The organism is Amaricoccus macauensis, assembly GCF_014201905.1.
GTDB lineage: Bacteria > Pseudomonadota > Alphaproteobacteria > Rhodobacterales > Rhodobacteraceae > Amaricoccus > Amaricoccus macauensis.
In genome coordinates this window covers 83,932-106,072 of sequence record NZ_JACHFM010000004.1, presented here as the reverse complement: position 1 = coordinate 106,072, position 22,141 = coordinate 83,932, and the positions used below count along the sequence as shown (strand labels likewise).

The 22,141-nt window shown below is 67.6% G+C and carries 22 protein-coding genes and 1 tRNA gene; 8 read left to right on the top strand and 15 right to left on the bottom strand.

What is annotated here, in order from left to right:
* Positions 1-43 precede the first annotated feature (43 nt).
* Genes HNP73_RS17880 through HNP73_RS17870 form a run of 3 tightly spaced genes read left to right on the top strand, consistent with a single transcriptional unit; the run spans position 44 to position 3,136 of the window.
* Complete coding sequence (locus tag HNP73_RS17880; protein WP_221288816.1) at positions 44-784, top strand: CDP-alcohol phosphatidyltransferase family protein; 741 nt, start codon at positions 44-46, stop codon at positions 782-784.
* Positions 781-1,527, top strand: coding sequence for an FkbM family methyltransferase (locus HNP73_RS17875; protein ID WP_184153043.1), 747 nt, complete (start codon positions 781-783; stop codon positions 1,525-1,527). Before HNP73_RS17880 ends, HNP73_RS17875 begins: the two co-directional genes overlap by 4 nt.
* On the top strand, positions 1,520-3,136 hold the full coding sequence (locus HNP73_RS17870; protein WP_184153040.1) for an alkaline phosphatase family protein: 1,617 nt from the start codon (positions 1,520-1,522) through the stop codon (positions 3,134-3,136). The genes HNP73_RS17875 and HNP73_RS17870 overlap by 8 nt, the downstream gene beginning before the upstream one ends.
* A 417-nt stretch (positions 3,137-3,553) precedes the next feature.
* On the opposite strand, the gene HNP73_RS17865 is transcribed toward HNP73_RS17870, so the two are convergent.
* From HNP73_RS17865 to HNP73_RS17830, 8 genes are all read right to left on the bottom strand, one after another.
* Positions 3,554-3,889, bottom strand: coding sequence for a cupin domain-containing protein (locus tag HNP73_RS17865; RefSeq protein ID WP_184153036.1), 336 nt, complete (start codon positions 3,887-3,889; stop codon positions 3,554-3,556).
* Positions 3,890-3,892: 3 nt separating this feature from the next.
* Positions 3,893-4,915 (bottom strand): quinone oxidoreductase family protein, encoded by a 1,023-nt coding sequence (locus tag HNP73_RS17860; protein ID WP_184153033.1) that lies wholly within the window; start codon positions 4,913-4,915, stop codon positions 3,893-3,895.
* A gap of 15 nt (positions 4,916-4,930) precedes the next feature.
* Positions 4,931-5,836: a beta-keto acid cleavage family enzyme gene (locus HNP73_RS17855; protein ID WP_184153030.1), complete on the bottom strand. Its 906-nt coding sequence runs from the start codon at positions 5,834-5,836 to the stop codon at positions 4,931-4,933.
* A gap of 9 nt (positions 5,837-5,845) precedes the next feature.
* Complete coding sequence (locus tag HNP73_RS17850; protein WP_184153026.1) at positions 5,846-6,649, bottom strand: SDR family NAD(P)-dependent oxidoreductase; 804 nt, start codon at positions 6,647-6,649, stop codon at positions 5,846-5,848.
* A 67-nt stretch (positions 6,650-6,716) separates the two neighbouring features.
* On the bottom strand, positions 6,717-7,610 hold the full coding sequence (locus HNP73_RS17845; protein ID WP_184153023.1) for an ABC transporter permease: 894 nt from the start codon (positions 7,608-7,610) through the stop codon (positions 6,717-6,719).
* An 11-nt stretch (positions 7,611-7,621) separates the two neighbouring features.
* Positions 7,622-8,455, bottom strand: a complete 834-nt coding sequence (locus HNP73_RS17840; protein ID WP_184153020.1) for an ABC transporter ATP-binding protein — start codon at positions 8,453-8,455, stop codon at positions 7,622-7,624.
* 77 nt (positions 8,456-8,532) lie between these two features.
* Complete coding sequence (locus HNP73_RS17835; RefSeq protein WP_184153017.1) at positions 8,533-9,528, bottom strand: ABC transporter substrate-binding protein; 996 nt, start codon at positions 9,526-9,528, stop codon at positions 8,533-8,535.
* A gap of 43 nt (positions 9,529-9,571) precedes the next feature.
* Positions 9,572-10,600, bottom strand: a complete 1,029-nt coding sequence (locus HNP73_RS17830; protein WP_246399935.1) for a dioxygenase family protein — start codon at positions 10,598-10,600, stop codon at positions 9,572-9,574.
* A gap of 113 nt (positions 10,601-10,713) precedes the next feature.
* On the opposite strand from HNP73_RS17830, the gene HNP73_RS17825 reads away from it, so the two are divergent.
* Complete coding sequence (locus HNP73_RS17825; RefSeq protein ID WP_184153015.1) at positions 10,714-11,811, top strand: LacI family DNA-binding transcriptional regulator; 1,098 nt, start codon at positions 10,714-10,716, stop codon at positions 11,809-11,811.
* A gap of 414 nt (positions 11,812-12,225) precedes the next feature.
* Here the strand turns inward: HNP73_RS17825 and HNP73_RS22945 are convergent, their stop codons facing one another.
* From HNP73_RS22945 to HNP73_RS17815, 3 genes are all read right to left on the bottom strand, one after another.
* Positions 12,226-13,566, bottom strand: coding sequence for a calcium-binding protein (locus HNP73_RS22945; protein WP_221288815.1), 1,341 nt, complete (start codon positions 13,564-13,566; stop codon positions 12,226-12,228).
* A 173-nt stretch (positions 13,567-13,739) separates the two neighbouring features.
* Complete coding sequence (locus HNP73_RS22940; protein ID WP_221288814.1) at positions 13,740-14,060, bottom strand: hypothetical protein; 321 nt, start codon at positions 14,058-14,060, stop codon at positions 13,740-13,742.
* Between the two features lie 218 nt (positions 14,061-14,278).
* Positions 14,279-14,355 (bottom strand) — tRNA-Arg (locus tag HNP73_RS17815).
* A gap of 137 nt (positions 14,356-14,492) precedes the next feature.
* Here HNP73_RS17815 and HNP73_RS17810 point away from each other — a divergent pair.
* The 4 genes from HNP73_RS17810 to HNP73_RS17795 all read left to right on the top strand — a co-directional run bounded on the left by HNP73_RS17810 (position 14,493) and on the right by HNP73_RS17795 (position 18,892).
* Positions 14,493-15,395, top strand: coding sequence for an NAD-dependent epimerase/dehydratase family protein (locus HNP73_RS17810; protein ID WP_184153012.1), 903 nt, complete (start codon positions 14,493-14,495; stop codon positions 15,393-15,395).
* Between the two features lie 333 nt (positions 15,396-15,728).
* Positions 15,729-16,040 (top strand): co-chaperone GroES, encoded by a 312-nt coding sequence (groES, locus tag HNP73_RS17805; RefSeq protein ID WP_184153009.1) that lies wholly within the window; start codon positions 15,729-15,731, stop codon positions 16,038-16,040.
* 27 nt (positions 16,041-16,067) lie between these two features.
* A complete protein-coding gene (gene groL / locus HNP73_RS17800; protein ID WP_184153006.1) occupies positions 16,068-17,711 on the top strand; it encodes a chaperonin GroEL in 1,644 nt (547 codons plus the stop codon).
* A 134-nt stretch (positions 17,712-17,845) separates the two neighbouring features.
* On the top strand, positions 17,846-18,892 hold the full coding sequence (locus tag HNP73_RS17795; RefSeq protein WP_184153003.1) for an AI-2E family transporter: 1,047 nt from the start codon (positions 17,846-17,848) through the stop codon (positions 18,890-18,892).
* 28 nt (positions 18,893-18,920) lie between these two features.
* Here the strand turns inward: HNP73_RS17795 and dapE are convergent, their stop codons facing one another.
* From dapE to HNP73_RS17775, 4 genes are all read right to left on the bottom strand, one after another.
* On the bottom strand, positions 18,921-20,066 hold the full coding sequence (gene dapE, locus HNP73_RS17790) for a succinyl-diaminopimelate desuccinylase (protein WP_184152999.1): 1,146 nt from the start codon (positions 20,064-20,066) through the stop codon (positions 18,921-18,923).
* Positions 20,067-20,073: 7 nt separating this feature from the next.
* On the bottom strand, positions 20,074-20,676 hold the full coding sequence (gene pdxH, locus HNP73_RS17785; RefSeq protein ID WP_184153853.1) for a pyridoxamine 5'-phosphate oxidase: 603 nt from the start codon (positions 20,674-20,676) through the stop codon (positions 20,074-20,076).
* A gap of 105 nt (positions 20,677-20,781) precedes the next feature.
* Positions 20,782-21,309, bottom strand: coding sequence for a molybdenum cofactor biosynthesis protein B (moaB, locus tag HNP73_RS17780; protein ID WP_184152983.1), 528 nt, complete (start codon positions 21,307-21,309; stop codon positions 20,782-20,784).
* On the bottom strand, positions 21,302-22,087 hold the full coding sequence (locus HNP73_RS17775) for a uracil-DNA glycosylase family protein (protein WP_184153850.1): 786 nt from the start codon (positions 22,085-22,087) through the stop codon (positions 21,302-21,304). Before HNP73_RS17775 ends, moaB begins: the two co-directional genes overlap by 8 nt.
* Between the last annotated feature and the right edge of the window lie 54 nt (positions 22,088-22,141).

The following is a 22,141-nucleotide window of genomic DNA, read 5'->3' as shown; positions in this document are numbered from 1 at the left end:
TAGCAGGAATGCCGCCCGCCGGCACCCCTCGGGAGGCGCGGGTGTGACGCAGACCCGGCTCGATCCCACGACCTTTCAGCCGGGGGCGGTGGTCCGTGTCGCCGCCTGCGCCTCGATGCTCGTGCTCGCGGGCACCGCGGCCGTTCTCGCGGCGCTGCCGTTCGAGGGGCGTTTCGCGCCCGCCACGGGGATCCTCGTCGCCGTCGCGGTCAGCGCCGTCATGCTGGACCGGATCGGCGCCTTCCATCCTCATCCGCGCTTCGGTCTTGGAAATGCCGTCACTCTGGCGCGCGCGGGGGCGACGGCGGTCTTCGCCGGCCTCGCGCTCGACCCCGGGCTTCTGGCCTCCGCGGCGGCGGGGTGGGCCGCGCTCGGCGCAGCGGCGGTCATCCTCGCGTTCGACGGCGTCGACGGCTGGCTCGCCCGCCGTCAGGAGCTGGAGTCCGCGTTCGGGGCGCGGTTCGACATGGAGGTCGACGCGCTCCTCATCCTCGTGCTTTCCGCCCTCGCGCTCGGTCTCGGCAAGGCCGGCCCGTGGGTGCTCGCCATCGGCCTCATGCGCTACGCCTTCGTCGGTGTCGGCCGTCTCGTCCCGACGCTTGCCGCGCCACTTCCCGCGTCAGGCCGGCGCCGGGCGGTCTGTGCGCTGGTGATCGCCGTGCTGGCGCTTCTGCTCGCACCGCCGCTGGGGCCGCCGGTCTCGACACTTCTCGCGGCGGCCGCCCTCGCCGCCCTCACCGCGTCCTTCGCGGCGGACGTGGTCTGGCTTCTCGGCGCGCGATGACCGGGGCGCTCCTGAGCCGGATCGGGCTCGCGCGATCGCTCGTCATCTACCGGGCGCGGCCGTGGCTGATCCCGCGTCTTGCGCGGTTCTATCGCGGCATCGTCGGGCCCGGTGATCTCGCCTTCGACATCGGCGCCCATGTGGGCAACCGCACGCGGGCGCTGCTCGCCGCCGGGGCGCGGGTGGTGGCGGTCGAGCCGCAGGGGCTGTTTCGCGACTTCCTGCGCCGTGACCTGCCACCGGGCGCTGTCCTCGTCGAGGCGGCAGTGGGCGCCCGGGCGGGGAGCGCGCGGCTCGCGGTGTCCCGCCTGCACCCGACGGTTTCGTCGCTCGCGCCGGGTTTCGCGGCCCGAATGGCGGCGGCGCCGGGTTTTGCCCGCGTGCGCTGGGATGCGGAGGAAGAGGTCGCCGTCGTCACCCTTGATGCGCTCATCGCCGCCCACGGCGTGCCGCGGTTCGTGAAGATCGACGTGGAGGGGCACGAGGCGGAGGTGCTGGCCGGGCTGACGCGGCCGGTGCCGTGGGTCGCGTTCGAAGTGCTGCCGGCGGCGCCGGCAGTGGCGCAGGCCTGCGTTGCCCGCCTGGCCAGCCTCGGCCGCTACCGCTTCAACCTCGTGGCCGGCGAGCGGCCGGTCTTTGCATTGCCAGACTGGTGCAGCGCCGAGGGCATCCTGTCCGCGCTCGAAGCGCAGGCCGCGAGCGGCCGTCCGGGCGACGTCTACGCGCGTCTCGCCGATGGTTGATGTCGATCGGCAGGGCGGGTTCGCCGGCTGGCTCGCGGCGGCGGGGATCCTCTGGCTCGTGCTCTCGCTGCCGGCGGAGCCCGGGGCCCTGACTGGTGCCGCCGTGGCCGGCATCCCGCTTGAGCTGCCACTGTTGCTCCTCGGACTGGCCGCCTGCCCGCAGCGTCTCGCGAGAGTGGCCCGCGTCGCGGTGACGCTGGTCCTCACCGCGAGTGTCGTCCTGAAGCTCGCCGACCTCGGAACCGGGATCGCCTTCCGGCGGCTCTTCAACCCCGTCCTCGACGGCCCGCTCCTCGTCGCCGCCTGGCGCCTTGCCGAAGGCGCGCTTGGGGTGGTGCCCGCGCTCGCCGCCGGGCTTGCGATCGTCGCGGCGCTCGTCCTCGTGGCTGGCCTCTGCTGGTGGGCGACTGGCCGCCTCGTTGATCGTGTCCCGGTCGGGCGCCGGCTGGCAGCGGGGCTCCTCGCTGCCGTCTGCCTCGGCCTCGTCGCGCTCGACATGAGCGGTGCGGCCGGATTGCCGGGCGGGGCGAAGACCAGCCGCTGGGCGGTCGAGCATGTCAGCGCGGCACTCGATGCCCGCGCCGAGCTTGCGGCGTTCCGCACCGAGGCAGCCCGCGATCCCTGGGCCGGGGCGACGCCGGGCGCGCTCCTGCCGGGGCTTGCCGGGATCGACGTTCTGGTGGTCTTCGTCGAGTCCTACGGCCGTTCGGCGATCGAGGCACCGCTCTACGCGCCGACCGTCATGGCAGCCCTCGATGACATCGGCGCCGCGCTGGCCCGGCAGGGGCTCGCCGCCCGCTCGGGTTTTCTCGCCTCGCCGATCGTCGGCGGCCAGAGCTGGCTCGCGCACGCGACGCTGCTTTCGGGGCTGACCATCGACAGCGAGGGCAAATATCGCGCGCTCCTCGGCAGCCCGCGCCGCACGCTGCTCCATCTCGGGCATAAGGCCGGCTGGCGGACCGCGGCGGTGATGCCGGCGATCACCCTCGCCTGGCCGGAGTCCGACTGGTTCGGATACGACCGGGTTCTCGCCGCCCGCGATCTCGGCTATCGCGGCGAGCCGTTCGGCTGGGTGACGATGCCGGACGAGTACACCCTCGCCGTCCTGGAGCGCGACCTGCTCTCGCCGCCGGACCGGCCGCCGGTGATGGCTGCCGTCGCGCTCATCTCGTCCCACGCTCCGTGGACGCCGCTGCCGCCGCTGCTGCCGTGGGAAGCGATCGGCGACGGCCGCGTCTATACCATGGCGCTCCGCGCCGGTGAGCCGCCGGAGGTCGTCTGGCGCAATGAGGACCGGGTGCGCGATCAGTATCGCCTTGCGCTCGACTACAGCCTCCGCTCCGTTGGCGCCCTCGCGACCCGGCCAGTTGCCCGGCCGAGGCTCCTCGTGGTGCTCGGCGACCACCAGCCGGCGGCCTTCGTCTCTGGCGACGTGGGGGGCCGCGACGTGCCGGTCCACGTGATCGGTCCACCCGACCTCCTCGCCCGGCTCGACGGCTGGGGCTGGACGGAGGGCATGGCCCCGGCGCGGGATGCCCCCGTCTGGCCAATGGACGCCTTTCGCGACCGCTTCCTCGCGGCCTTTTCGAAGCTTGGGGCAAGTGGCTGACGGCTGGCACCGAGTTCGCCCGGTGGTGATCGACCACAGGGCATCTGCGAGACGCAGAGCTGGCGGGCGGCCTTGATGCCCTCCAGGCCAGTCGGCAGAAGCCATCGCTCGGACAGAGGCTTCTTGCCATGCCGTCCTTCCGCGACCGGACCACCGGAGCTGGCCGGGACCCCACGGTCGGCGGACGCCTGCGCTCGCGGATCCGCGTCGTCACACCGACCGCCCTTCGCGGGGCCTGCAGGCCCAGGGAACGCACGACCCGGTCATTTCGGGCCGTGCGTCTCGGGTCGCGCGTCCGGTTGCTGCGTTGACGGAGCGGGTCGCGCGGGGGTCCGCCGCGATCGGCCTCGTTACCTGAGCAACGGACCCGATCGGGGTTCATGGCCTCTTCCTTCGCCCGATGCCCGGGCGGAGTGGCTAGCCTTGCGCCATCGCCAGCAGCAACCGGGCTACCGCTGGCCCGGGGTTGGTGATCATGCGCGGCTCGTCCGGGGCGACGCGGCAGGAGTCATAGCGGCCGAGATGGTGGGTTTCGGCTCCATTCGAGATCTCGATCTCGCCCTCGACCACCACGTAGAACTTCTCGGCGCCCGAGGCGGACAATGCGATGCCCCCACCCGGCTCGATCGTCGAGAGGGCCAGCCACATCGTGTCGGCTGGCCCGGCCTCTTTCCCCTGAAGCCGCAGCATCGTCATCTGGGAGTGGCCGGGTGCCATGTATTCCGGCGCCTCGGCCGCGCGGGTCACATGCATCGCTCAGCCGCGCGGCAGCAGGACGACGCGATCGCGGGACGACCCCATCACCGCCTGATAGGCGTCGTAGGCCCGGTCCAGCGGATAGGTGGCGCGGTCGTGGATGGGGTACGGTTTCAGGGCGCCCGAGGCGAACCCCTCGACCAGTTCGCGCAGAATCGCCCCCGAGGCGACCGAGCCGAGCGAGATGGTGTCGATGCCGACGTAGGTGTGGCGGCCCTTGTAGAAGGCCAGCATGTCGAAGGTCACGAAGCGGTCGATCACCGCGATGAAGATCGCCCGGCCGCCGACCGCCATCGACTTCTGGCCGAGTTCGTAGAGCGGGTCGCCCACGGTGTTGAAGACGATATCCGCACCCTTGCCGCCGGTCAGTTCGCGGATGCGCTCGGCCGCGCCCTCGCCGGCGACGACGACTTCGACCGGGGTGCTGGAATGCCCCTCATAGCCTTCGTCGCGGCGCACGGTGCCAATAACGCGGGCGCCGAGCCATGTGGCGATCTGTGCTGCCGCCTGCCCGACCTTGCCGTTCAGCCCCAGGATGAGCACGGTATCGCCCGCCTTGGGCAGGCCGGCGCGCTTCAGCCCTTCCCATGCGGTGACGAAGGGCACGCCGATCCCGGCGGCCTCGGCCGCGGAGAGGCCGGCAGGCAGCTCGACCACCGCGTCGGCCTCGACGACCATGTGCGTGGCATGAGAGCCGTCCTGGCGGATGCCGAGATCCCCCGAGGAGCCGAAAACCATCTTGCCGAGCAGTCGGTCCGGACCGGCGACGACCTTGCCGGCGTAGTCACGGCCCGGCGTCCGCGGGAAGACCGCGTAGGGCATGAGCCCGGTCGCCGCCTTTGCGTCCGACGGGTTCACCGCAGCGGCATGGATCTCGACCACGACATCGCTGTCGGAAGCCGGGCGCAGCTGCCAGTCCTCGAGATCGAGCGCGATCTTGTCATAGCTCGGTGCCTTCTCCTTGAGCCGGAGACCCCGGGCGGTTTCCACCTCGGTCTTAACGTCGTCGCTGTAGCTGGTCATGGCAGGGTTCCTTGCTCAAATGGCCTTGGTGGGGGCAGAGGTCAGGTGCAGCATCTCGCGCGCCTCCGCAGCGCTCGCGACCTGGCCCCCGAGGGATTCAACGATCTGGCGCGCCTTCAGGACCAGCGCGGCGTTCGAGGGCGCAAGCTCGCCCCGGTCGAGATAGACGGCGTCCTCGAGCCCGACGCGGACATGGCCGCCGGCGAGATAGGACTGGGCAACCGTGGGGAAGGAATGCCGCCCGATCCCGATCGCCGTGAAATCCGCGCCTTGCGGCAGCAGGTTGCGCGCATAGAGCACCGACTCGGGCGAGGGCTGGAAGCCGTACTTCACTCCCATGACGAAAGAGGTCAGCAGGTGATCCGGCCTCGGTCTCTCGGCAAGGAGATCGTGCAGCAGCGCAATGTCCCCGGAATCAAACAGCTCGTATTCCGGCTTCACACCGGCTTCGTGGATGATCTTTGCCATGCGGCGGACATTGGCCGGGGTGTTGATGACCACCTGACCGCCCGAATTCATGGTGTTGAGGTCGAGCGTGCAGATATCCGGGCGCAGTTCCGCGATATGTTCGACCCGTGCCTCGGGCGGCAGCAGCGTCGTGCCGGGGCCGGCTTTCGCCGGATCGCCGTCCGAGGGGACATAACGTCCGCCCGGACCGGTGGTCAGGTTGATGATGACGTCGGCATTCCGGTCGCGAATGCGGCTCACGACCTCGCGGTAGAGCGCCGTCTCCATGGCCGGCTGGCCGGTCTCGGGGTTGCGGACGTGAAGGTGCACGATCGCCGCGCCAGCCTCGGCCGCGCCGAGCGCGGATTCGGCGATCTGCTGCGGGGTGATCGGCAGGTGCGGCGTCTGTTCGGGACGGGTCAGGTTGCCGGTGATCGCGGCAGTGACGATGACCCGGGCGAGCGGCTCTTTCATGGCATCCCCCTAGAGACCGCGACCGCCGTCGACCACGATGTTGTGGCCGGTCGAGTAGGTCAGCATGGTGGCGCAGGCGGCGATTGCGGCGGCGACATCCTCGGCGCTGGCGACGCGCCCGACGGGGATCGTCTGGGAGACCTTCGCGTTGAAGTCCGCCCCGCGTCCGGCCACGAATTCCGTATCGACGACACCCGGCGCTACGGCCAGAACCCGGATTTCCGGGGCGAGGCTGCGGGCGAGCGACTTCGTCATCACGTCGATGCCGGCCTTCGTGGCGCAGTAGGCGATGGATGAGCCGACGCCCGTGGCCCCGGCGATCGAGGAGAGCGAGACGACGAGCCCGTCACCGCTGGCCTTGAGCATTGGCGCGAAGGTGCGGATGGTCGCGAACTGGCCGCGCCAGTTCACTTCGAACATGCGGTCGATCAGGTCGTCGGTCAGCGCGTCGAGATCGCTGTGTTTGATCGGGACGGTATAGCCTGCGCTGTTGACGAGGATGTCGAGCCGCCCGAAGTCGCGCTCGATGGTGTCGCGCAGCGCGATCAGCGAGGGGGTGTCGGCCACGTCTGCCGGCAGCGTCGTGACCTCGTCGCCGAGCGCATCGGCGAGGCGCTTCAGTTCCGCCTCGATGCGGTCATGCTCGCGGTAGGTGACGATCACGGTGGCGCCCGCGTCGCGCAGGAGCCGGGCGGTTGCGGTGCCGATCGCGCCGGTCCCACCGACGACCAGTGCGACCTTGCCGTCAAGGCGGCGCGGGAAGGCGCTGGCAGGCTGATCGGGTTGACGCGTCGTGTTGTCCTGGATGGTCATCGGAGCTTCCTTCGGAAAACTGGGGAGGCGGACGGGTTGCCGCATGTGGTCATCCCGCCCGGAGAGATCAGCCGCGCTGCATGCCCCACTTGCGAACCGTTCGATTCTCGATGAAGCGGAAGATGACGCCTTCGACGAAGAGCCCGACTGCCATCACGGTCAGAAGGCCGGCGAAGACTGCGGGCGTGTCCAGCAGGTTGCGGTTCTCGAAGATGAACCAGCCGAGGCCGCCCTGTCCGGAGGAGACGCCGAAGACCAGCTCGGCCGCGATCAGGGTGCGCCAGGCGAACGCCCAGCCGATCTTGAGACCCGCGAGGATGGCGGGGAAGGCGGCGGGGATCAGCAGCTGCACGACATAGCGCATGCCGCGAAGACCGAAGGTCTGGCCGGCCATCCGCATGGTCTCGCTGACCGTCAGAAAGCCCGTGTGCATGTTCAGCGCGACCGCCCAGAGGACCGAGTTCACGATCACGAACACCAGCGACGGTGTGCCAAGGCCGAACCACAGCAGCGCGAGCGGCAGAAGCGCGATGGCGGGCAGCGGGTTGAACATCGCGGTCAGGGTCGACAGAAGGTCAGTGCCAAGCCGCGACGACACCGCGATGGTGGTAAAGACGGTGGCAAGGATCACGCCGATCACATAGCCGACCACCAGCACCTTCAGCGTCGCCAGCAAGCGCACCGGGATGGTGCCGTTCGCGATGTTGGACAAGAGCGCCGACAGGGTCTCGCCCATCGTCGGGAAGATCATCGGATTGTCGAGCCAGACACCGTAGATCTGCCAGATCATGGCCAGACCCAGCAGGATCAGTGTCTTGCGGAAGGCTGCGGAATTCCACAGCGTCTCGGCCAGCGGCAGCTTTCGTTGCACGTCCTCGAGCTTCGCGTCACCAAGATCGGTGCGCTCGTACTCGGCGCGGATGACCGGGGCGAAATCGCCCGGTGCGGCGTTGGATGCCATGTTCCCCTCCTTCAGTGCGCAGTGGCGGCGTCGCCGAACAGCATCCCGCGGATACGCGCGCAGGTTGCCGCGAATTCGGGGCTGTCAGCATTGCTGCTGTGGAACTGATGCGTGTTGATCTCGGCGCGGACCTGACCGGGATGCGGCGACAGGACCAGGATGCGGGTGCCGAGCAGGACCGCCTCTTCGATCGAGTGAGTGACAAACACGAGGGTGAAGCGGAGCTCCTCCCACAGGGTCAGAAGCTCATCCTGCATCTTGCGCCGGGTCAGCGCGTCGAGCGCCGCATAGGGCTCATCCATCAGCAGGACATCGGGGCGCATCGCCATGGCACGGGCAATGGCCACGCGCTGTTTCATCCCGCCCGAGAGCATGTGCGGAAAGACGTCGAGGAACTTGGCCAGATTGACCTTCTGGATCATCTCGGCCGCGCGCCTGTCAGCCTCGTCATTCGGGATGCCGTTGATCTTCAGCGGAAAGGCCACGTTCTCGCGCACGGTCTTCCAGGGCAGAAGCTGGTCGAATTCCTGAAAGACCATGGCGCGATCAGGTCCGGGGCGTTTGACCTTGCGGCCTTTCAGCGCGATGTCGCCTTCGACCGGCGGCATGAAGCCCGCGATGGATTTCAGCAACGTCGACTTGCCGCAGCCCGAGGGCCCGAGCAGGACGAACCTGTCGCCGGTCTCGATGTTGAAACTGACGCGATACGTCGCGGTCACGAGATGGTCGGGGGTCTTGTACTGCAGAGTCACGCCGTTGATGTTCAGCAGCGCACTCGGCTCGGCATCCTGGGCAGGCCGTGAAGCGGTGCGGCGGTCCAGTCGATTTGTCTCTTGAGAAGACATGGGTTCTCCTCCCGGTGAATGCTTGTTCCGGTGGGTGACGTGGATCGGTCTTGCAGGGATTCAGGCGCGGGGAGGGGTCAGGACCCTTCGCGACCGTTCAGCACGGCAGAGGTAAAGACCTCCTGCCAGTTGGCCGGCGTCTTGCCGAGGCCGCCATGGCGGCCCATGAAATCGCTATAGGCCTGAACGCCGTGGACCTCGGGGCCGAAATCGTCGGGATTCTCGCGCAGGAAGGCGACTAGGTCCTCTTTCGTCATGACCTTGGACGGTTCTGCCGCCAGGTATATGTCCGCTGCCTCCTCCGGGTTCTCGCGGATCAGCTTGGCCGCGTCATCGAGGGCGGCAACGATGATCGCCGGGACATCGGGGTTATCCTCGAGATAGGCCGAGGTGCTGGCCAGCGCGAGGAAGGTCGACTTGCCGCCGAAGATCTTCTCGGAATCGGTCACCGCATGCACGTTGGGGCTTTTCAGCGCGATCTGCGTGAACGGAGGCGCGGAGAAGTAGCTGTTCACCTCGGTCGCGCCGGCCGTGATGGCGTTCAGCGCCTCGGGGTGCGGCAGCGCGACGACCTGCTCGCGCAGCTTGTCCTGCTGGCCCTCTCCGAATTCCGCCTCGGATTCCTTCTGCAGCGCATACATCTGCGGTGAAACCAGCGAAGGCATGGCGATGCGGTCCGTCGCGGCAAACCCCTTCAGGTCGGTGACGCCTTCGCGATTGGACAGCAGCGTCAGCGGACTTGCGTTGACGCCTGCCACTCCGACGATCTTGCCGCGCGTCTTGTCCCAGCCGATCAGGATTGCCGGAATGCCGTACGCGCCAAGATCGACCGAGCCCGAGATGACCGCATCCTGCATCGCGGCAGAGCCGGAAATGCGCTGATAGGTCGGGGTCAGGTCGATCCCCGCCTCCTTGGCGCGGGCCTCGATCAGATCCTTGGCGTCGAGGATGTGCAGTGGCAGGAAGCCGATGCCGTAGCCGGTGCCGATCGTCACGTCGTCGGCGGAGGCGGCAACGCCGGTTCCGATGGTGAGTGCCAGGGCGGCAACAGTCGATTTGATCAGGTTGTTCATGATTTCCTCCCGGAATGATTGTTGTCGTGGCCCATGCGGGGCATCACTTGATCGGCGGCACGGGCAGCTCCGCCTTGCCCGGCTTCATCACCAGCCGGTGCTCCAGCCGGTACCACGGACCATCCGTGCCATCGGGCGCGGGCCCCTGACCCTCCTGGAAATTTCCGACGAGCGATCGGGTCACCCCGAAGACGACGTCGCTTTCCAGGTTGCTGTCCTTGTCGACGAAGATCTGGGTGATCAGCGTCTTGTAGCCTTCCTTGAAGCCCAGCAGATGCACATGGGCCGGGCGATAGGGATGGCGGTTCTGCGCACGCAGAAGATCACCGGTCGGGCCATCCGTCGGCACCGGGTAGCCGGCCGGCTTGACCGAGCGGAACGTCACCTTGCCGTCCGCGCCGGTCGTGAACTTGCCGCGCAGGTTCATGTCGGCCTGATCCGCGTCCTGATTCTCGTAGAGGCCGACGGTCGAGGCCTGCCAGACATCGACATCCACGCCCTCGATCGGCTGACCCGCCTCGTCGACGACGGCGATCTCGGCGAAAAGTGCGGGTCCAGGTGTCGTGCAGCGCACGATCGATCCGCCGTTCTCGGTGCGGGGCGAGTGCATCCGCCAGAACGGGCCGAGCAGAGCGGCATCCGTTTCGGTCGCGCCGTCATCGCCGTTGTTCAAGAGGCAGATCAGGGTCGAGAACCCGAGTGCATCCGAAATCAGGATGCCCTCGTTATGAGTATCGTTCGTCGCCTGCCCGACGCGGTTCAGATAGTCGATTCCGATGTCGAACTCGCGTTCGCTCAAGCGAACTTCCCGAGCAAAATCATGCAGGTGCGTCACGAGAGAGCGCATGATCTCCTGAAGGCGCGGGTTGTTGGTGTTCGCCATGGCCCGCAGCACGATGCCGGTCAGGGTGGCCTGGCTTTCGACGATCTTGGGTAGCTCTGCTTCCGTGGCTGTCATGTCTTGTCCTCCTCTTCCGGCGGGGGCGTCTGCCTCTGCCTCCTCCCGTGGATCCCGCGTCTGGCTTGGCGCTGGGTGTCGTTCGAAGCTCGTGCAATCGATTGCACGCAACATAGTGCGATCGATTGCATGCTGTCAACGATTCATGTTATCGGGACATACTGGACGGCCAATACGGGTCCCCCACGCAGGGACGACACGCCCGAAACCGAAGCCGAAACAACAAGATGACCCTCATGGACGAAAAGCCGCGCCCAAAGGCCGCAACGCTGCAGACCATCGCGGATGCGCTCGGCGTTCATCGCTCGACGGTGGCGCGTGCGCTGAACGCCGAGGAGCGCCATCGAATCACGCCCGACGTCGTGAAGCGCGTCACGGAAGAGGCGGAGCGGCAGGGTTATCGCCGCGACATCATCGCGGCCTCGCTGCGGACGGGAAAATCCCGGCTCGTCGGAGTGATCGTGCCCGATCTGGCGAACCCGGTTTTCTCGACGATCCTCGACGGGGTGTCGGCGGCGCTGACCGGGCGCTCCTATTCGATGCTGGTCGCCGACGCCGGGGTGCCTCTCGGCAAGCAGGCCGAGATCGTCGACGCGTTGGTCGGGCGCCGCGTTGACGGCCTGATCCTGGCGACCGCAATGCGCAACGACCCGACGGTCAGCTTCTGCCTGGGCCTGAAGGTGCCGACTGTGCTGGTGAACCGTGCCGAGGACACCCTTCGCGCGTCCTCGGTGGTCGCCGACGACCACCGCGGAATGGGCCTTGCAATCGCGCATCTGGCGGAGCTTGGGCATCGCCGCATCGCGCATATCGGCGGCCCCGAGGCGGTCTCGACCGGCTGTCTCCGTCGGCAGGGATTTCAGGACGCCATGGTGTCTGCCGGCCTCGGCGCGACACGGATCGTTTCGGCCGACAGCTACGCCCGGTCCGCGGGCGCCAGTGCCGCGAGGCAGATTTTCGCATGCTGGCCAGACACAACGGCAATCGCGGCCGGCAACGACCTGCTGGCGCTCGGGGCGCTTGAATACATGCGCGAAAGAGGCATCGGCTGCCCGGGTGAGGTATCGTTGACCGGTTTCAACGACATGCCCTTCATCGATCTCGTGGACCCGGCGCTGACCACCATCCGCGTTCCGCAACATGAAATGGGAAAGGCTGCGGCGGATATGCTGCTGGGGGCGATCGAGGGCCCCGGGCGGCCGCCGGAGCTCCAGCGTTTGCCGGTCACACTGGTTGTCCGGTCCTCAAGCTGCGCGACGGCGTCCGGGCCGCGGGAAGATCGCCGCGAGGGATTGCCATCCGACCTTCTCTTACCGCGCGCGTAGCGTCCGCCGACACCCGGAGGCTGCCGCCGGCAAGCTTCCGTCAAGGCGCTCGTGCAGTCAGGGGAGCCTGCCGTTGCCATCGCGGGCGGGCAGAACATGCACCTGCGGATCAGGCGTGCGACCCGCGCCGCGAGAAAGGCGGCGCTTGCGGCCGCCCATTGGTGATCTCCCAGGTGGAGAAGGGCCGGAGCCGGGAACGGCTACTCGCGAGAAGCGGGTTGTTCGGCCGTCAGGTTCAGGAAGTGCTGGGTTGCAGGCCGGTCCTTGGTCCCAGTCCAGAGGGCTGCGATTGCCCAAGGAGAGGACAAAGAACCGGCTCGGTGCGCCAGGTATGTTCGCGGCATGCCCTAAGCAGGCGTCACCGTCGGCCCACGCTGATGGCGAACCGCATCCTCCTTCAAGCGGCGGGAGGTATCAGAGGATGAAGTCGATCGCCGCATAGTCGCTCGCATGCACCCCGGCACCGTCGTGGATCGCGAGGTCGAACTTCGGCATTCCGGCACCGATGTTGCCGCGAATGTGGGTGACGTCTCCCACGTCTACCGACCAGAGATCACCGACGCCACGGGAGGTGCCGAAGTTGAAATGCTGCTGACCGGCAACGTCGGGGTTGGCGTCGATCAGCGAGAGATCGATACGATCGCCTCCGGTAACGCCAACGCCCTGAAAGGCGGCGACGCTGCCGGTGGTGACGATCCGGTCGCCGATCGCATCGCTGGCCGCGGCGAAGCGAAAGACATCGGCCCCGGCACCGCCGGAGATCACATCGGCGCCGCCTGCTCCGGTCAGGGTGTCGTTGCCGCCACCGCCCATCAGCGTGTCGCTGCCGACGCCGGCGGCGAAAACGTCAGCCTTGGCGCCGCCTACCAGGAGGTCAGCTCCACCTCCACCCATGACCGGCCCGGAGACCTGACCGTTCTCGCCATGGTAGATGTCGTTGCCCGCGCCGAGCGTGGCTGCTCCGACCAGAGAGCCGTCGTTCGTGACCGTGTCGGCGCCATACGACAGATGTATCGACTCCTTGCCACCGGAGATCGTGCCGCTGTTCACTATGGTGCTCACCACCCCGTTATTCACCTGGATCCCGAAGCGATCCAGCGAGGTCACGGTGCCGCTGTTCTCGACCAGGAGGGTCTGAGCGGGCAGGGGATCCGTGTTGCCATAGGCCTTGATCCCGACCGACTTGGGATTGTCCGCGACGATTGATCCGTCATTCACCACGGTGGTCGATATCGAAGAGACCTGGATAGCAGTGGTCCAGCTTTCCCAACTGCTTTCGGCCTTGATAAGCCCCTGGTTGACGACGGTCGCCTCCTTGCCCGAAAGGCTGAGGCCCGTCGAGTCGCCGAAGATCGTGCCGTTGTTGACGACCAGGCTCTTCGTTTCTTCGCTCGGGTAGCCGAGCGAGGCGCCAATGGTGGCATGCAGCAGCCCGTTGTTCACGAGGCTGCTGTCCCCGGTCGCTTCGAAGCCGATCAGCCCCCCCAGGAGCTTGCCGCTTTTTCCGACAGTCAGATGCATCGCCGACGGATAGGCCATAACCGGAGACCAAGCCCCGTAGGTAGCCTGCACCGTGCCGTTGATCACTGCCTGCAGGTTGCTCAGGCTGCTCTCATAGGCGGATATGACGAAGTCCGCACCGTTGGACAACGTGACACCCCGGTTGACGACGAGCCGTTCATCGTCCTCGGTAAACGTGAAGATAGGGTCTTCGCCGTCGTTGATGACCGACTCTGTGATGATGGTTGTCTTCATGGCCCCCTCCCCAAACAGAGACCTAACGTTCGCGCAAAAGGTGAGTTGCACAAGGCGGGAGGCGAGTTTTCTTCCGAGACGGGTCGGCTGAGCCCATCCATCACGGGCGGCGCGAGGTGCTCGTGCCCGGCGCGATGTCGAGGCTCGCGTCTGCCCAAGGGCGGATCATAGGGTCACATCTCGTCAACCCAGGCCGCCCGAGATCGGTAACGTGTTAACGGAACGCCGTCTTCGCTGGCATGAGTGTGCGCTCCGGTCTGCCAGCCAAACAGAGCACGCATCCCTGCGCGCCCATCGATCTGCTTCAGCAGCTCACCGGCCCGGCGGATCGCGCGAAGCCTGCGGGCCGTTTGGCGGGATGCGAGCGCGAAAGCGACGGCGCTCGGCGATATCCTGACGAAGATCATGGAAGCCGAGGCGAGAACGATGGAGGGCGTTCTCATCAAGGCGCAGGCGCTCACGGCTTGGAGCAAGGTGGATGGCACCTCGCGCATGTTTCACCCGGGGCAACCTGACTCGGGTCCGAAGTTGCGACGGACGAATGAGACAGCGGGCCGAGGCTCGGCGGAGCGCCTGACGACATGAGGCGGCCGATTAGTTAGTGCGGTGAATCGTCACGCCGATCACCGCTTGCCAATTGGCAGGTTTTACGGCGGTCTGAGAGACGCGCCCCGAAGAAATCAGAGCTGAATCAAATGCTTGAAGGGGAAAGTGGCGGACTGGGGAGGATTCGAACCCCCGACCCCTTGATTCGTAGTCAAGTGCTCTATCCAACTGAGCTACCAATCCGTCGGCGGCGGAAATACGATGGCCGTGGGGGGATTGCAAGCCTTCTGCGAAGGTTTCTTTGCAGTCGGACACCGGCTGGACGGTAGCGCGGATCTCGGCCATCCAGATTGAGAAGAGTTGCATCGGGAGGGATGGGCATGGCGACCGGCAAGCGAGTGTTGTTCACGGGTGGATCGGGAAAGGCCGGGCGGCACGTGGTGCCGTATCTGGTTGCGGCCGGCTGGAAGGTGGTGAACGTCGATCTGGTGCCGCTCGACGTGCCGGGGGTCGACAATCTGGCGGCGGACATCACCGATTCCGGCCAGGTGTTCAACGTGCTCACCTCCTACGGCAATCTCGGCGAACTCGATGCCGGCACCGGCGTGCCGGCCTTTGACGCGGTGGTGCATTTCGCCGCGATCCCGCGCATCCTGATCCGCCCCGACAACGAGACGTTTCGGGTGAACACGATCGGCACCTACAACGTCATCGAGGCGGCGGTGAAGCTCGGGATCCGCAAGGTGGTGATCGCCTCGTCCGAGACGACCTACGGCATCTGCTTCGCGAATGGCGTTGCCGACCCGAAGTCGTTGCCGCTCGACGAGGACTACGACGTCGACCCGATGGACAGCTACGGGCTCTCCAAGGTGCTGAACGAGGTGACGGCGCGAAGCTTTCAGCGGCGCTCCGGCATCGACATCTACGCGCTCAGGATCGGCAACGTCATCGAGCCGCACGAATACGCCACGCTGTTCCCGGGCTATTTCGCGGCGCCGGAGGTGCGGCGGCGGAATGCGTTCTGCTACATCGACGCGCGCGACCTCGGGCAGATCGTTGACCGCTGCCTCACGACCGACGGTCTCGGCTTCCAGGTGTTCAATGCGGGCAACGACACCAACGGCATGAACATCCCGACCGCAGAGCTCATCGAACGGTTCTTCCCCGGGGTGCCGGTCACACGCCCGCTCGGCGAGAATGAGGCGCTGTTCTCGAACACGAAGATCCGCGAGATGCTGGGCTTTCGCGAGGAACACGACTGGCGGAAGTACGTCGACGGCTGAGCCCGGCTCTGGTCCCCGGGGCGGGCGACGGCACCGCGCGCGAGGCCGGCGGCTGCCGTTGAGGTCGGTCCGCCAGAAGCGCCATCGTGTGCTCGGGCGATCGGAGCGGTGGCCGGCCCCGGCCGGGTCGTGACAGAGCGGCCGAACCCGGAGCCCGTGGGCTGCCGGCAGGGCAGTGCCGGTCAGAAACTTCGTCACTCTTCACGCCCGTCCCCCTTGACTTGCGAGGGCCGCTTTCATACCTCGTGCAGCGTGTTAGCACTCACGGGCGGCGAGTGCTAAATCAGTGACAAGGGCCGCCCGGCAGGAACGCGAACCAAGGGAGCGATCCACATGCAATTCACGCCGCTGCACGACCGCGTCGTCGTCCGCCGCATCGAGGGCGAAGAGAAGACCAAGGGTGGTCTCATCATCCCCGACACCGCCAAGGAAAAGCCCTCCGAGGGCGAAGTCATCGCCGTTGGCGAGGGCGCCCGCAAGGACTCCGGCGAACTGATCCCCATGACCGTCAAGGCCGGCGACCGCATCCTGTTCGGCAAGTGGTCGGGCACCGAGGTCAAGATCGACGGCGAGGATCTCCTGATCATGAAGGAGAGCGACATCCTCGGCATCATCAAGAACTCGAAGGCCGCCAAGGCCGCCTGATCCAGACGATTTCAAGGAGTTAGACTCATGGGCGCCAAGCAGCTCAAGTTCGATACCGATGCGCGCAACCGCCTCCTCAAGGGCGTCGACCTGCTCGCTGACGCGGTACGCGTCACCCTCGGCCCGAAGGGCCGCAACGTTGTCATCGACAAGTCCTTCGGGGCTCCGCGGATCACCAAGGACGGCGTCACCGTCGCCAAGGAGATCGAGCTCGAGGACAAGTTCGAGAACATGGGTGCGCAGATGGTTCGCGAAGTCGCGAGCCGCACCAATGACGAGGCCGGCGACGGCACCACCACCGCGACCGTGCTCGCCCAGGCGATCGTCCGCGAGGGCATGAAGTCGGTGGCCGCCGGCATGAACCCGATGGACCTGAAGCGCGGCATCGACCAGGCCGTGGCGCTCGTCGTCGACGACATCAAGTCGCAGGCCCGCACCGTCTCCGGTTCGGACGAGGTTGCCCAGGTCGGCACCATCTCCGCCAACGGTGAGGCCGAGATCGGCCGGCAGATCGCCGATGCGATGCAGAAGGTCGGCAACGAGGGTGTCATCACCGTCGAGGAGAACAAGGGCTTCGAGACCGAGACCGAGGTCGTCGAGGGCATGCAGTTCGACCGCGGCTACCTCAGCCCCTACTTCATCACCAACGCCGACAAGATGATCGCGGAGCTCGAGGATGCCTACATCCTGCTCCACGAGAAGAAGCTCAGCTCGCTCCAGCCGATGGTTCCGCTGCTCGAAGCGGTGATCCAGAACGGCAAGCCGCTGCTCATCATCGCCGAGGACGTCGATGGCGAGGCGCTTGCGACGCTCGTCGTCAACAAGCTCCGTGGTGGCCTGAAGATCGCCGCCGTCAAGGCGCCGGGCTTCGGTGACCGCCGCAAGGCCATGCTGCAGGACATCGCGATCCTGACCGGCGGCCAGGTGATCTCCGAGGACCTGGGCATGAAGCTCGAGAATGTCGGCCTCGACATGCTCGGCCGTGCGCGCAAGGTCGTGATCACCAAGGACGAGACCACGATCATCGACGGCTCCGGCGAGAAGGCCGAGATCGAGGCGCGCGTCGCCCAGATCCGCGCCCAGATCGAGGAGACCACCTCGGACTACGACAAGGAGAAGCTCCAGGAGCGTCTCGCGAAGCTCGCGGGCGGCGTCGCGGTGATCCGCGTCGGTGGTGCCTCCGAAGTCGAGGTGAAGGAGCGCAAGGACCGCGTCGATGACGCGCTGAACGCCACCCGCGCCGCGGTGCAGGAAGGCGTCGTCGTCGGCGGCGGCGTGGCACTGGTGCGCGCCTCGAAGAAGCTCGATGGCGTGACCGGCGAGAACTCCGACCAGACCGCGGGCATCACGATCGTCCGCAAGGCGCTTCAGTCGCCGCTGCGGCAGATCGCCGAGAACGCGGGCGTCGATGGCGCCGTCGTTGCCGGCAAGATCATCGAGTCGGACGACGCGGCCTTCGGCTTCAACGCCCAGACCGAAGAGTACGGCGACATGTACAAGTTCGGCGTGATCGACCCGGCGAAGGTCGTTCGCACCGCGCTGCAAGACGCCGCGTCGGTTGCTGGCCTGCTCATCACCACCGAGGTGATGATCGCCGACAAGCCGGAGCCGAAGGGCGCGGTCGGTGGCGGCATGCCGGGCGGCATGGGCGACATGGGCGGCATGATGTAATCAACTCGCGAGAGTTGAGACGGGAACGGGGGGCCTTCGCGCCCCCCGTTTTTCGTTCGGCGGCAGCGGATTGGCAGTGGACGCAATCCCCGGGATTGGGTTCCATGCGGCAACGCGAACCGCGAGTGCCCATCATGCGCGACGGTCTCCCCCGGCTCTTCTACGGCGTCGGACTGGCGTTGATGATCGGCTGGATCCTCGTCATCGGCCGCCCGATCATCCTGCCGGTGGTGGCGAGCGTGATCATCGCCTACGTCGTGCTCGGTCTCGCGGAGCTGATCGGTCGTGCGCCGGGGTTCGGGCATGCATGGGCGGGCCTGCGCTATACCCTCGCGGTCGTCCTCAGCCTCGGGGTGATGGCGGTGATCGTCTGGCTGATCGTGCAGAACGTGAACCAGGTCTCCGCCCTCCTGCCGCGGTATCAGGAGCAGTTCCTCGCGCTGATCCAGCGCGGTGCGGTGGCGATCGGCCTCGAGGACGAACCGAGCTGGCAGAGTCTGCGCCGGGACATCGTCGGCAAGCTCGACCTGCAGCGGATGATCCTCGCGTCGGTGACCTCGGTCGCGTCAATCGTCGCCACCTTCGCGGTGATCCTGATCTACGCCGGCTTCATCCTTGCGGAGCAGGGGGCCTTCGCCCGGAAGATCGCGCGGCTCTCCGACGAACCGGCGAAGGTCACGCACATCCAGCAGGTGATCCGCGACGTGAACAGCCGGATCGGCACCTATCTGGTAATGAAGACGCTGGTGAACCTCGCGCTCGGCGTGGCGAGCTACGTGATCCTGCGGCTCTACGGCATCGAGCTCGCCGGCTTCTGGGCGCTGCTCATCGGGCTCTTCAACTACATCCCCTACGTCGGCGGCATCATCGGGGTCGCGCTGCCGGCGATGCTGGCGCTCCTGCAGATGGGCGAGCTCTGGCCGTTCGTCGTCTTCGTGCTCGTCATGTGCATTCCGCAGGTCGCGTTCGGCAACTTCGTCGAGCCGCTGCTCATGGGAAGCTCGCTCAACCTCAGCCCGTTCGTGATCCTCGTCAGCCTCGTTGCGTGGACCTCGATCTGGGGCGTCGCCGGTGCCATTCTTTCGGTGCCGATGATGGCGATGCTTGTGATCGTCCTCAGCGCCTTCAGCACGACGAGGCGGATCGCCATCCTGCTGTCGAAGGACGGGACGATCGCCTGACGACGTTTCTGGCCAGCCCCTCGGGCAGTCAGCCGGCGAAGTAGTCGCGGATGATGCGGCTGTAGATCCCCTTCAGCTGGACGATGTGCTCCACCTCCACATGCTCGTCGGTCTGGTGCATCGTCGCGCCGACAAGCCCGAACTCGACCACCGGGCAGTGGTCCTTGATGAAGCGCGCGTCCGAGGTGCCGCCGGAGGTGGAAAGCTCGGGCCGTACGCCGGTCTCGGCCTCCACCGCCTTCGCCACCAGCTCCACGAACGGACCGGGTTCGGTCACGAAGCTCTCGCCCGAGATCTCGAAGCCCGCGGCGATGCCGATGCCGGCTTCCTTCGCGACGATGTCGGCCTCCTCCTCGATCCAGTCGGAGAGCGACTGTCCCGTATGGGCGTCGTTGAAGCGGATGTTCACCCGGGCGCGCGCCTCGGCCGGGATGACGTTGCTCGCCGGGTTGCCGACGTCGATCGTGGTGATCGCCAGCGTCGAGGGCCCGAAGTGGTCCGTGCCGCGGTCCAGCGTCTTGCTCGCCAGCCGGTCGAGCAGGCGCACGAGGCCGGGCAGCGGGTTCTGTGCCCGGTCGGGATAGGCGGTGTGCCCCTGCTTGCCGTAGGCGACCAACGTGGCGGTCATCGAGCCGCGCCGGCCGATCTTCATCATCTCGCCCATGCGCGTCGGGCAGGTGGGCTCGCCGACGAGGCAGTGGTCCATCCGATCACCATTGTCCCGCATCCACTCGAGGATCGCCGGGGTGCCATCGGTGCCGGTGCCCTCCTCGTCGCCGGTGATCGTGATGAGGATGCTGCCATTCGGCGGGGTCGCGGCCACGAAGTCGATGGCCGCCGCGACGAAGGCCGCGACGCCCGACTTCATGTCGGCGCTGCCCCGGCCCCAGAGCCTGCCTTGCGAGATCTGGCCGCCGAACGGGTCATGGCGCCACGCTGACGGGTCGCCGGTCGGCACCACGTCGGTATGGCCGTTGAAGCCGAGGACCGGTCCCTCGTTGCCCCAGCGCGCCACGAGGTTCGGCGTGCCGTTGCGGTCGGCGCGGTGGACGCGGAAGCCGGCGGCGGCGAGCATCTCCCCCAGCATGTGCAGGGCGCCACCCTCGGCGGGCGTGACGGTCTGACAGCGGACGAGTGCCGCGGTCAGGTCGACGGGATCGGTGGTCTCGGGCATGGCGTCCTCACGGGTTGAGGCGAACGACGGACCAGGGCGCGTCCGGCGAGGGGCGGGTCCAGCGGAAGCGGTCGTGCAGCCGGTGCGTGCCGTCCGCCCAGAACTCGATCTCGAGCGGCGTCAGGCGATAGCCGCCCCAGAACGGCGGGCGGTCCGGGTCGATGCCCTTCATCGCCGTCACCTTCGCGACCTCGAGCATCAGCGCCGATCGGCTCGACAGCGGTCGCGACTGCTTCGAGGCCCAGGCGCCGAGCCGGCTCTGCAGGCCACGGCTCTTGTAGTAGGCGTCCGCCTTCGGCCCTTCCTCGCGCGAGATGAGGCCCCGGGCACGGATCTGCCGGCGGAGGCTCTTCCAGTGCGCGACGAAGGCCGCCTTGCCGGCGCCGTCGAGCTCGCCCGCCTTCACGCTCTCGTAGTTGGTGTAGAAGACGAAGGCGTCATCCTCGACGTCCTTCAGGAGCACCATCCGCACGTTGGGCAGGCCGGTGGCGTCGACGGTGGCGAGCGCAATGGCGTTAGGGTCGTTCGGCTCGGTCGCTTCGGCTTCGGCCAGCCACTGCCGGGCCAGGCGGAACGGGTCGTCGCCGGTGAAGATGCCACTCCGGTCCACGTCCGCCAAAGCCTTGTCCTCCTGCTGGTGCGGGAACCATAGGAGCCGCCCCGCGGGAAGGGAAGCCGCCCTGATCACGCGGGCTCGGCCCCGGCCGGTCCCGTCTCACTTTCGCCGGTGTTCCTCGAGGCGCGGCATGATCTCGACGAAGTTGCACGGCCGGTGGCGCAGGTCGAGCTGGGCGGCGAGGATCCCGTCCCAGGCGTCCTTGCACGCGCCCGGCGAGCCCGGCAGCGCGAAGAGGTAGGTGCCGCCCGCCACCCCGGCGCAGGCCCGGCTCTGGATCGCGGATGTGCCGATCTTCTGGAAGGAGATCATGGTGAAGAGCGTGCCGAAGGCCGGGATCGACTTCTCGTAAACCGCCTCGTGCGCCTCCACCGTCACGTCACGCCCGGTGAGGCCGGTGCCGCCGGTCGAGATCACCGCATCGACGCCGGGATCGGCGATCCAGCCCCGGAGCCGGGCCTCGATGCCGGGCTGGTCGTCGGTCACGATCGCCCGGTCGGCGAGGACGTGACCGGCCGCCTCCAGCCGCTCGACCAGCACCGCGCCCGAGCGGTCCTCGGCGAGGCTGCGGGTGTCCGACACGGTGAGCACCGCGATACGGATCGGCACGAACGGCAACTCAGCCATCGAGGCGCTCCTTCAGCATCAGAAGATCGGCCCAGGCCTCGCGCTTGCGGATCGGATCGCGCAGCAGCGCCGCCGGATGCCAGGTGGCGATGACCGGCAGCCCGGCGATCTCGGTCCACTTGCCGCGGCGCCGGGTGATGCCGTCGCTGGTCTGGAGCATCGTCCTGACCGCCGAACTGCCGACGAGCAGCAGCACTTCAGGCGCCACGAGCTCGATGTGACGGTGCAGGAACGGCAGCATCGCCGCCACCTCGTCGGCCGACGGCTCGCGGTTCCCCGGCGGGCGCCAGGGCAGGGTGTTGGTGATGTAGACCGCCGCCGCCGGATCCTCGGCCTGCCGCGAGAGGCCGATCGCCGCCAGCATCCGGTCGAGCAGCTGGCCCGAGCGGCCGATGAACGGCAGGCCGGCGCGGTCCTCCTCGCGGCCGGGCGCCTCGCCGATCACCATGAGGCGCGCGGCGGGGTTGCCGTCGGCGAAGACCGTGGAGCGCGCGCCGGTGCGGAGGGCGGCCAGCCCCTCGAACTCGGTCATCGCGGCCTTCAGCGCCGCGAGATCGGCGCAGGCTGCGGCCACCTCGGCCGGACCGCTTGCCGCCGGTCGCGGCGGTGCGGCCGCCGGGGCAGGGGCAGCGGCCGTGCGGCGCGGAGTCTGCCGGGGGGCGGGGTTTCCCGCGGTCTCGAAGCGGTTCGCCGGCACCTCGCCGATCGCCTCGTCAGCGCCGCATTCGAGCTGCCATTCCAGCGCTGCGACCAGCTCGGCATGGGTGAACGACTCGATCTGCAACGCGGGCCTCCCTCTGTGCCGCCGACCCTATGCCGGGCGCGGGCGCTG

Excerpts from the sequence above, each read along its gene's own strand:
- HNP73_RS22940 (WP_221288814.1), bottom strand. The coding sequence starts at position 14,060 with ATGCGCGAGGTGCCATCCACCTTGCTCCAAGCCGTGAGCGCCTGCGCC.
- HNP73_RS17840 (WP_184153020.1), bottom strand. The coding sequence starts at position 8,455 with ATGTCTTCTCAAGAGACAAATCGACTGGACCGCCGCACCGCTTCACGG.
- groL (WP_184153006.1), top strand. The coding sequence starts at position 16,068 with ATGGGCGCCAAGCAGCTCAAGTTCGATACCGATGCGCGCAACCGCCTC.
- groES (WP_184153009.1), top strand. The coding sequence starts at position 15,729 with ATGCAATTCACGCCGCTGCACGACCGCGTCGTCGTCCGCCGCATCGAG.
- HNP73_RS17795 (WP_184153003.1), top strand. The coding sequence starts at position 17,846 with ATGCGCGACGGTCTCCCCCGGCTCTTCTACGGCGTCGGACTGGCGTTG.
- HNP73_RS17870 (WP_184153040.1), top strand. The coding sequence starts at position 1,520 with ATGGTTGATGTCGATCGGCAGGGCGGGTTCGCCGGCTGGCTCGCGGCG.
- HNP73_RS17865 (WP_184153036.1), bottom strand. The coding sequence starts at position 3,889 with ATGCATGTGACCCGCGCGGCCGAGGCGCCGGAATACATGGCACCCGGC.
- HNP73_RS22945 (WP_221288815.1), bottom strand. The coding sequence starts at position 13,566 with ATGAAGACAACCATCATCACAGAGTCGGTCATCAACGACGGCGAAGAC.
- HNP73_RS17810 (WP_184153012.1), top strand. The coding sequence starts at position 14,493 with ATGGCGACCGGCAAGCGAGTGTTGTTCACGGGTGGATCGGGAAAGGCC.
- HNP73_RS17845 (WP_184153023.1), bottom strand. The coding sequence starts at position 7,610 with ATGGCATCCAACGCCGCACCGGGCGATTTCGCCCCGGTCATCCGCGCC.
- HNP73_RS17830 (WP_246399935.1), bottom strand. The coding sequence starts at position 10,600 with ATGTTGCGTGCAATCGATTGCACGAGCTTCGAACGACACCCAGCGCCA.
- HNP73_RS17860 (WP_184153033.1), bottom strand. The coding sequence starts at position 4,915 with ATGACCAGCTACAGCGACGACGTTAAGACCGAGGTGGAAACCGCCCGG.
- HNP73_RS17875 (WP_184153043.1), top strand. The coding sequence starts at position 781 with ATGACCGGGGCGCTCCTGAGCCGGATCGGGCTCGCGCGATCGCTCGTC.
- HNP73_RS17825 (WP_184153015.1), top strand. The coding sequence starts at position 10,714 with ATGACCCTCATGGACGAAAAGCCGCGCCCAAAGGCCGCAACGCTGCAG.
- dapE (WP_184152999.1), bottom strand. The coding sequence starts at position 20,066 with ATGCCCGAGACCACCGATCCCGTCGACCTGACCGCGGCACTCGTCCGC.
- HNP73_RS17835 (WP_184153017.1), bottom strand. The coding sequence starts at position 9,528 with ATGAACAACCTGATCAAATCGACTGTTGCCGCCCTGGCACTCACCATC.
- moaB (WP_184152983.1), bottom strand. The coding sequence starts at position 21,309 with ATGGCTGAGTTGCCGTTCGTGCCGATCCGTATCGCGGTGCTCACCGTG.
- HNP73_RS17855 (WP_184153030.1), bottom strand. The coding sequence starts at position 5,836 with ATGAAAGAGCCGCTCGCCCGGGTCATCGTCACTGCCGCGATCACCGGC.
- HNP73_RS17850 (WP_184153026.1), bottom strand. The coding sequence starts at position 6,649 with ATGACCATCCAGGACAACACGACGCGTCAACCCGATCAGCCTGCCAGC.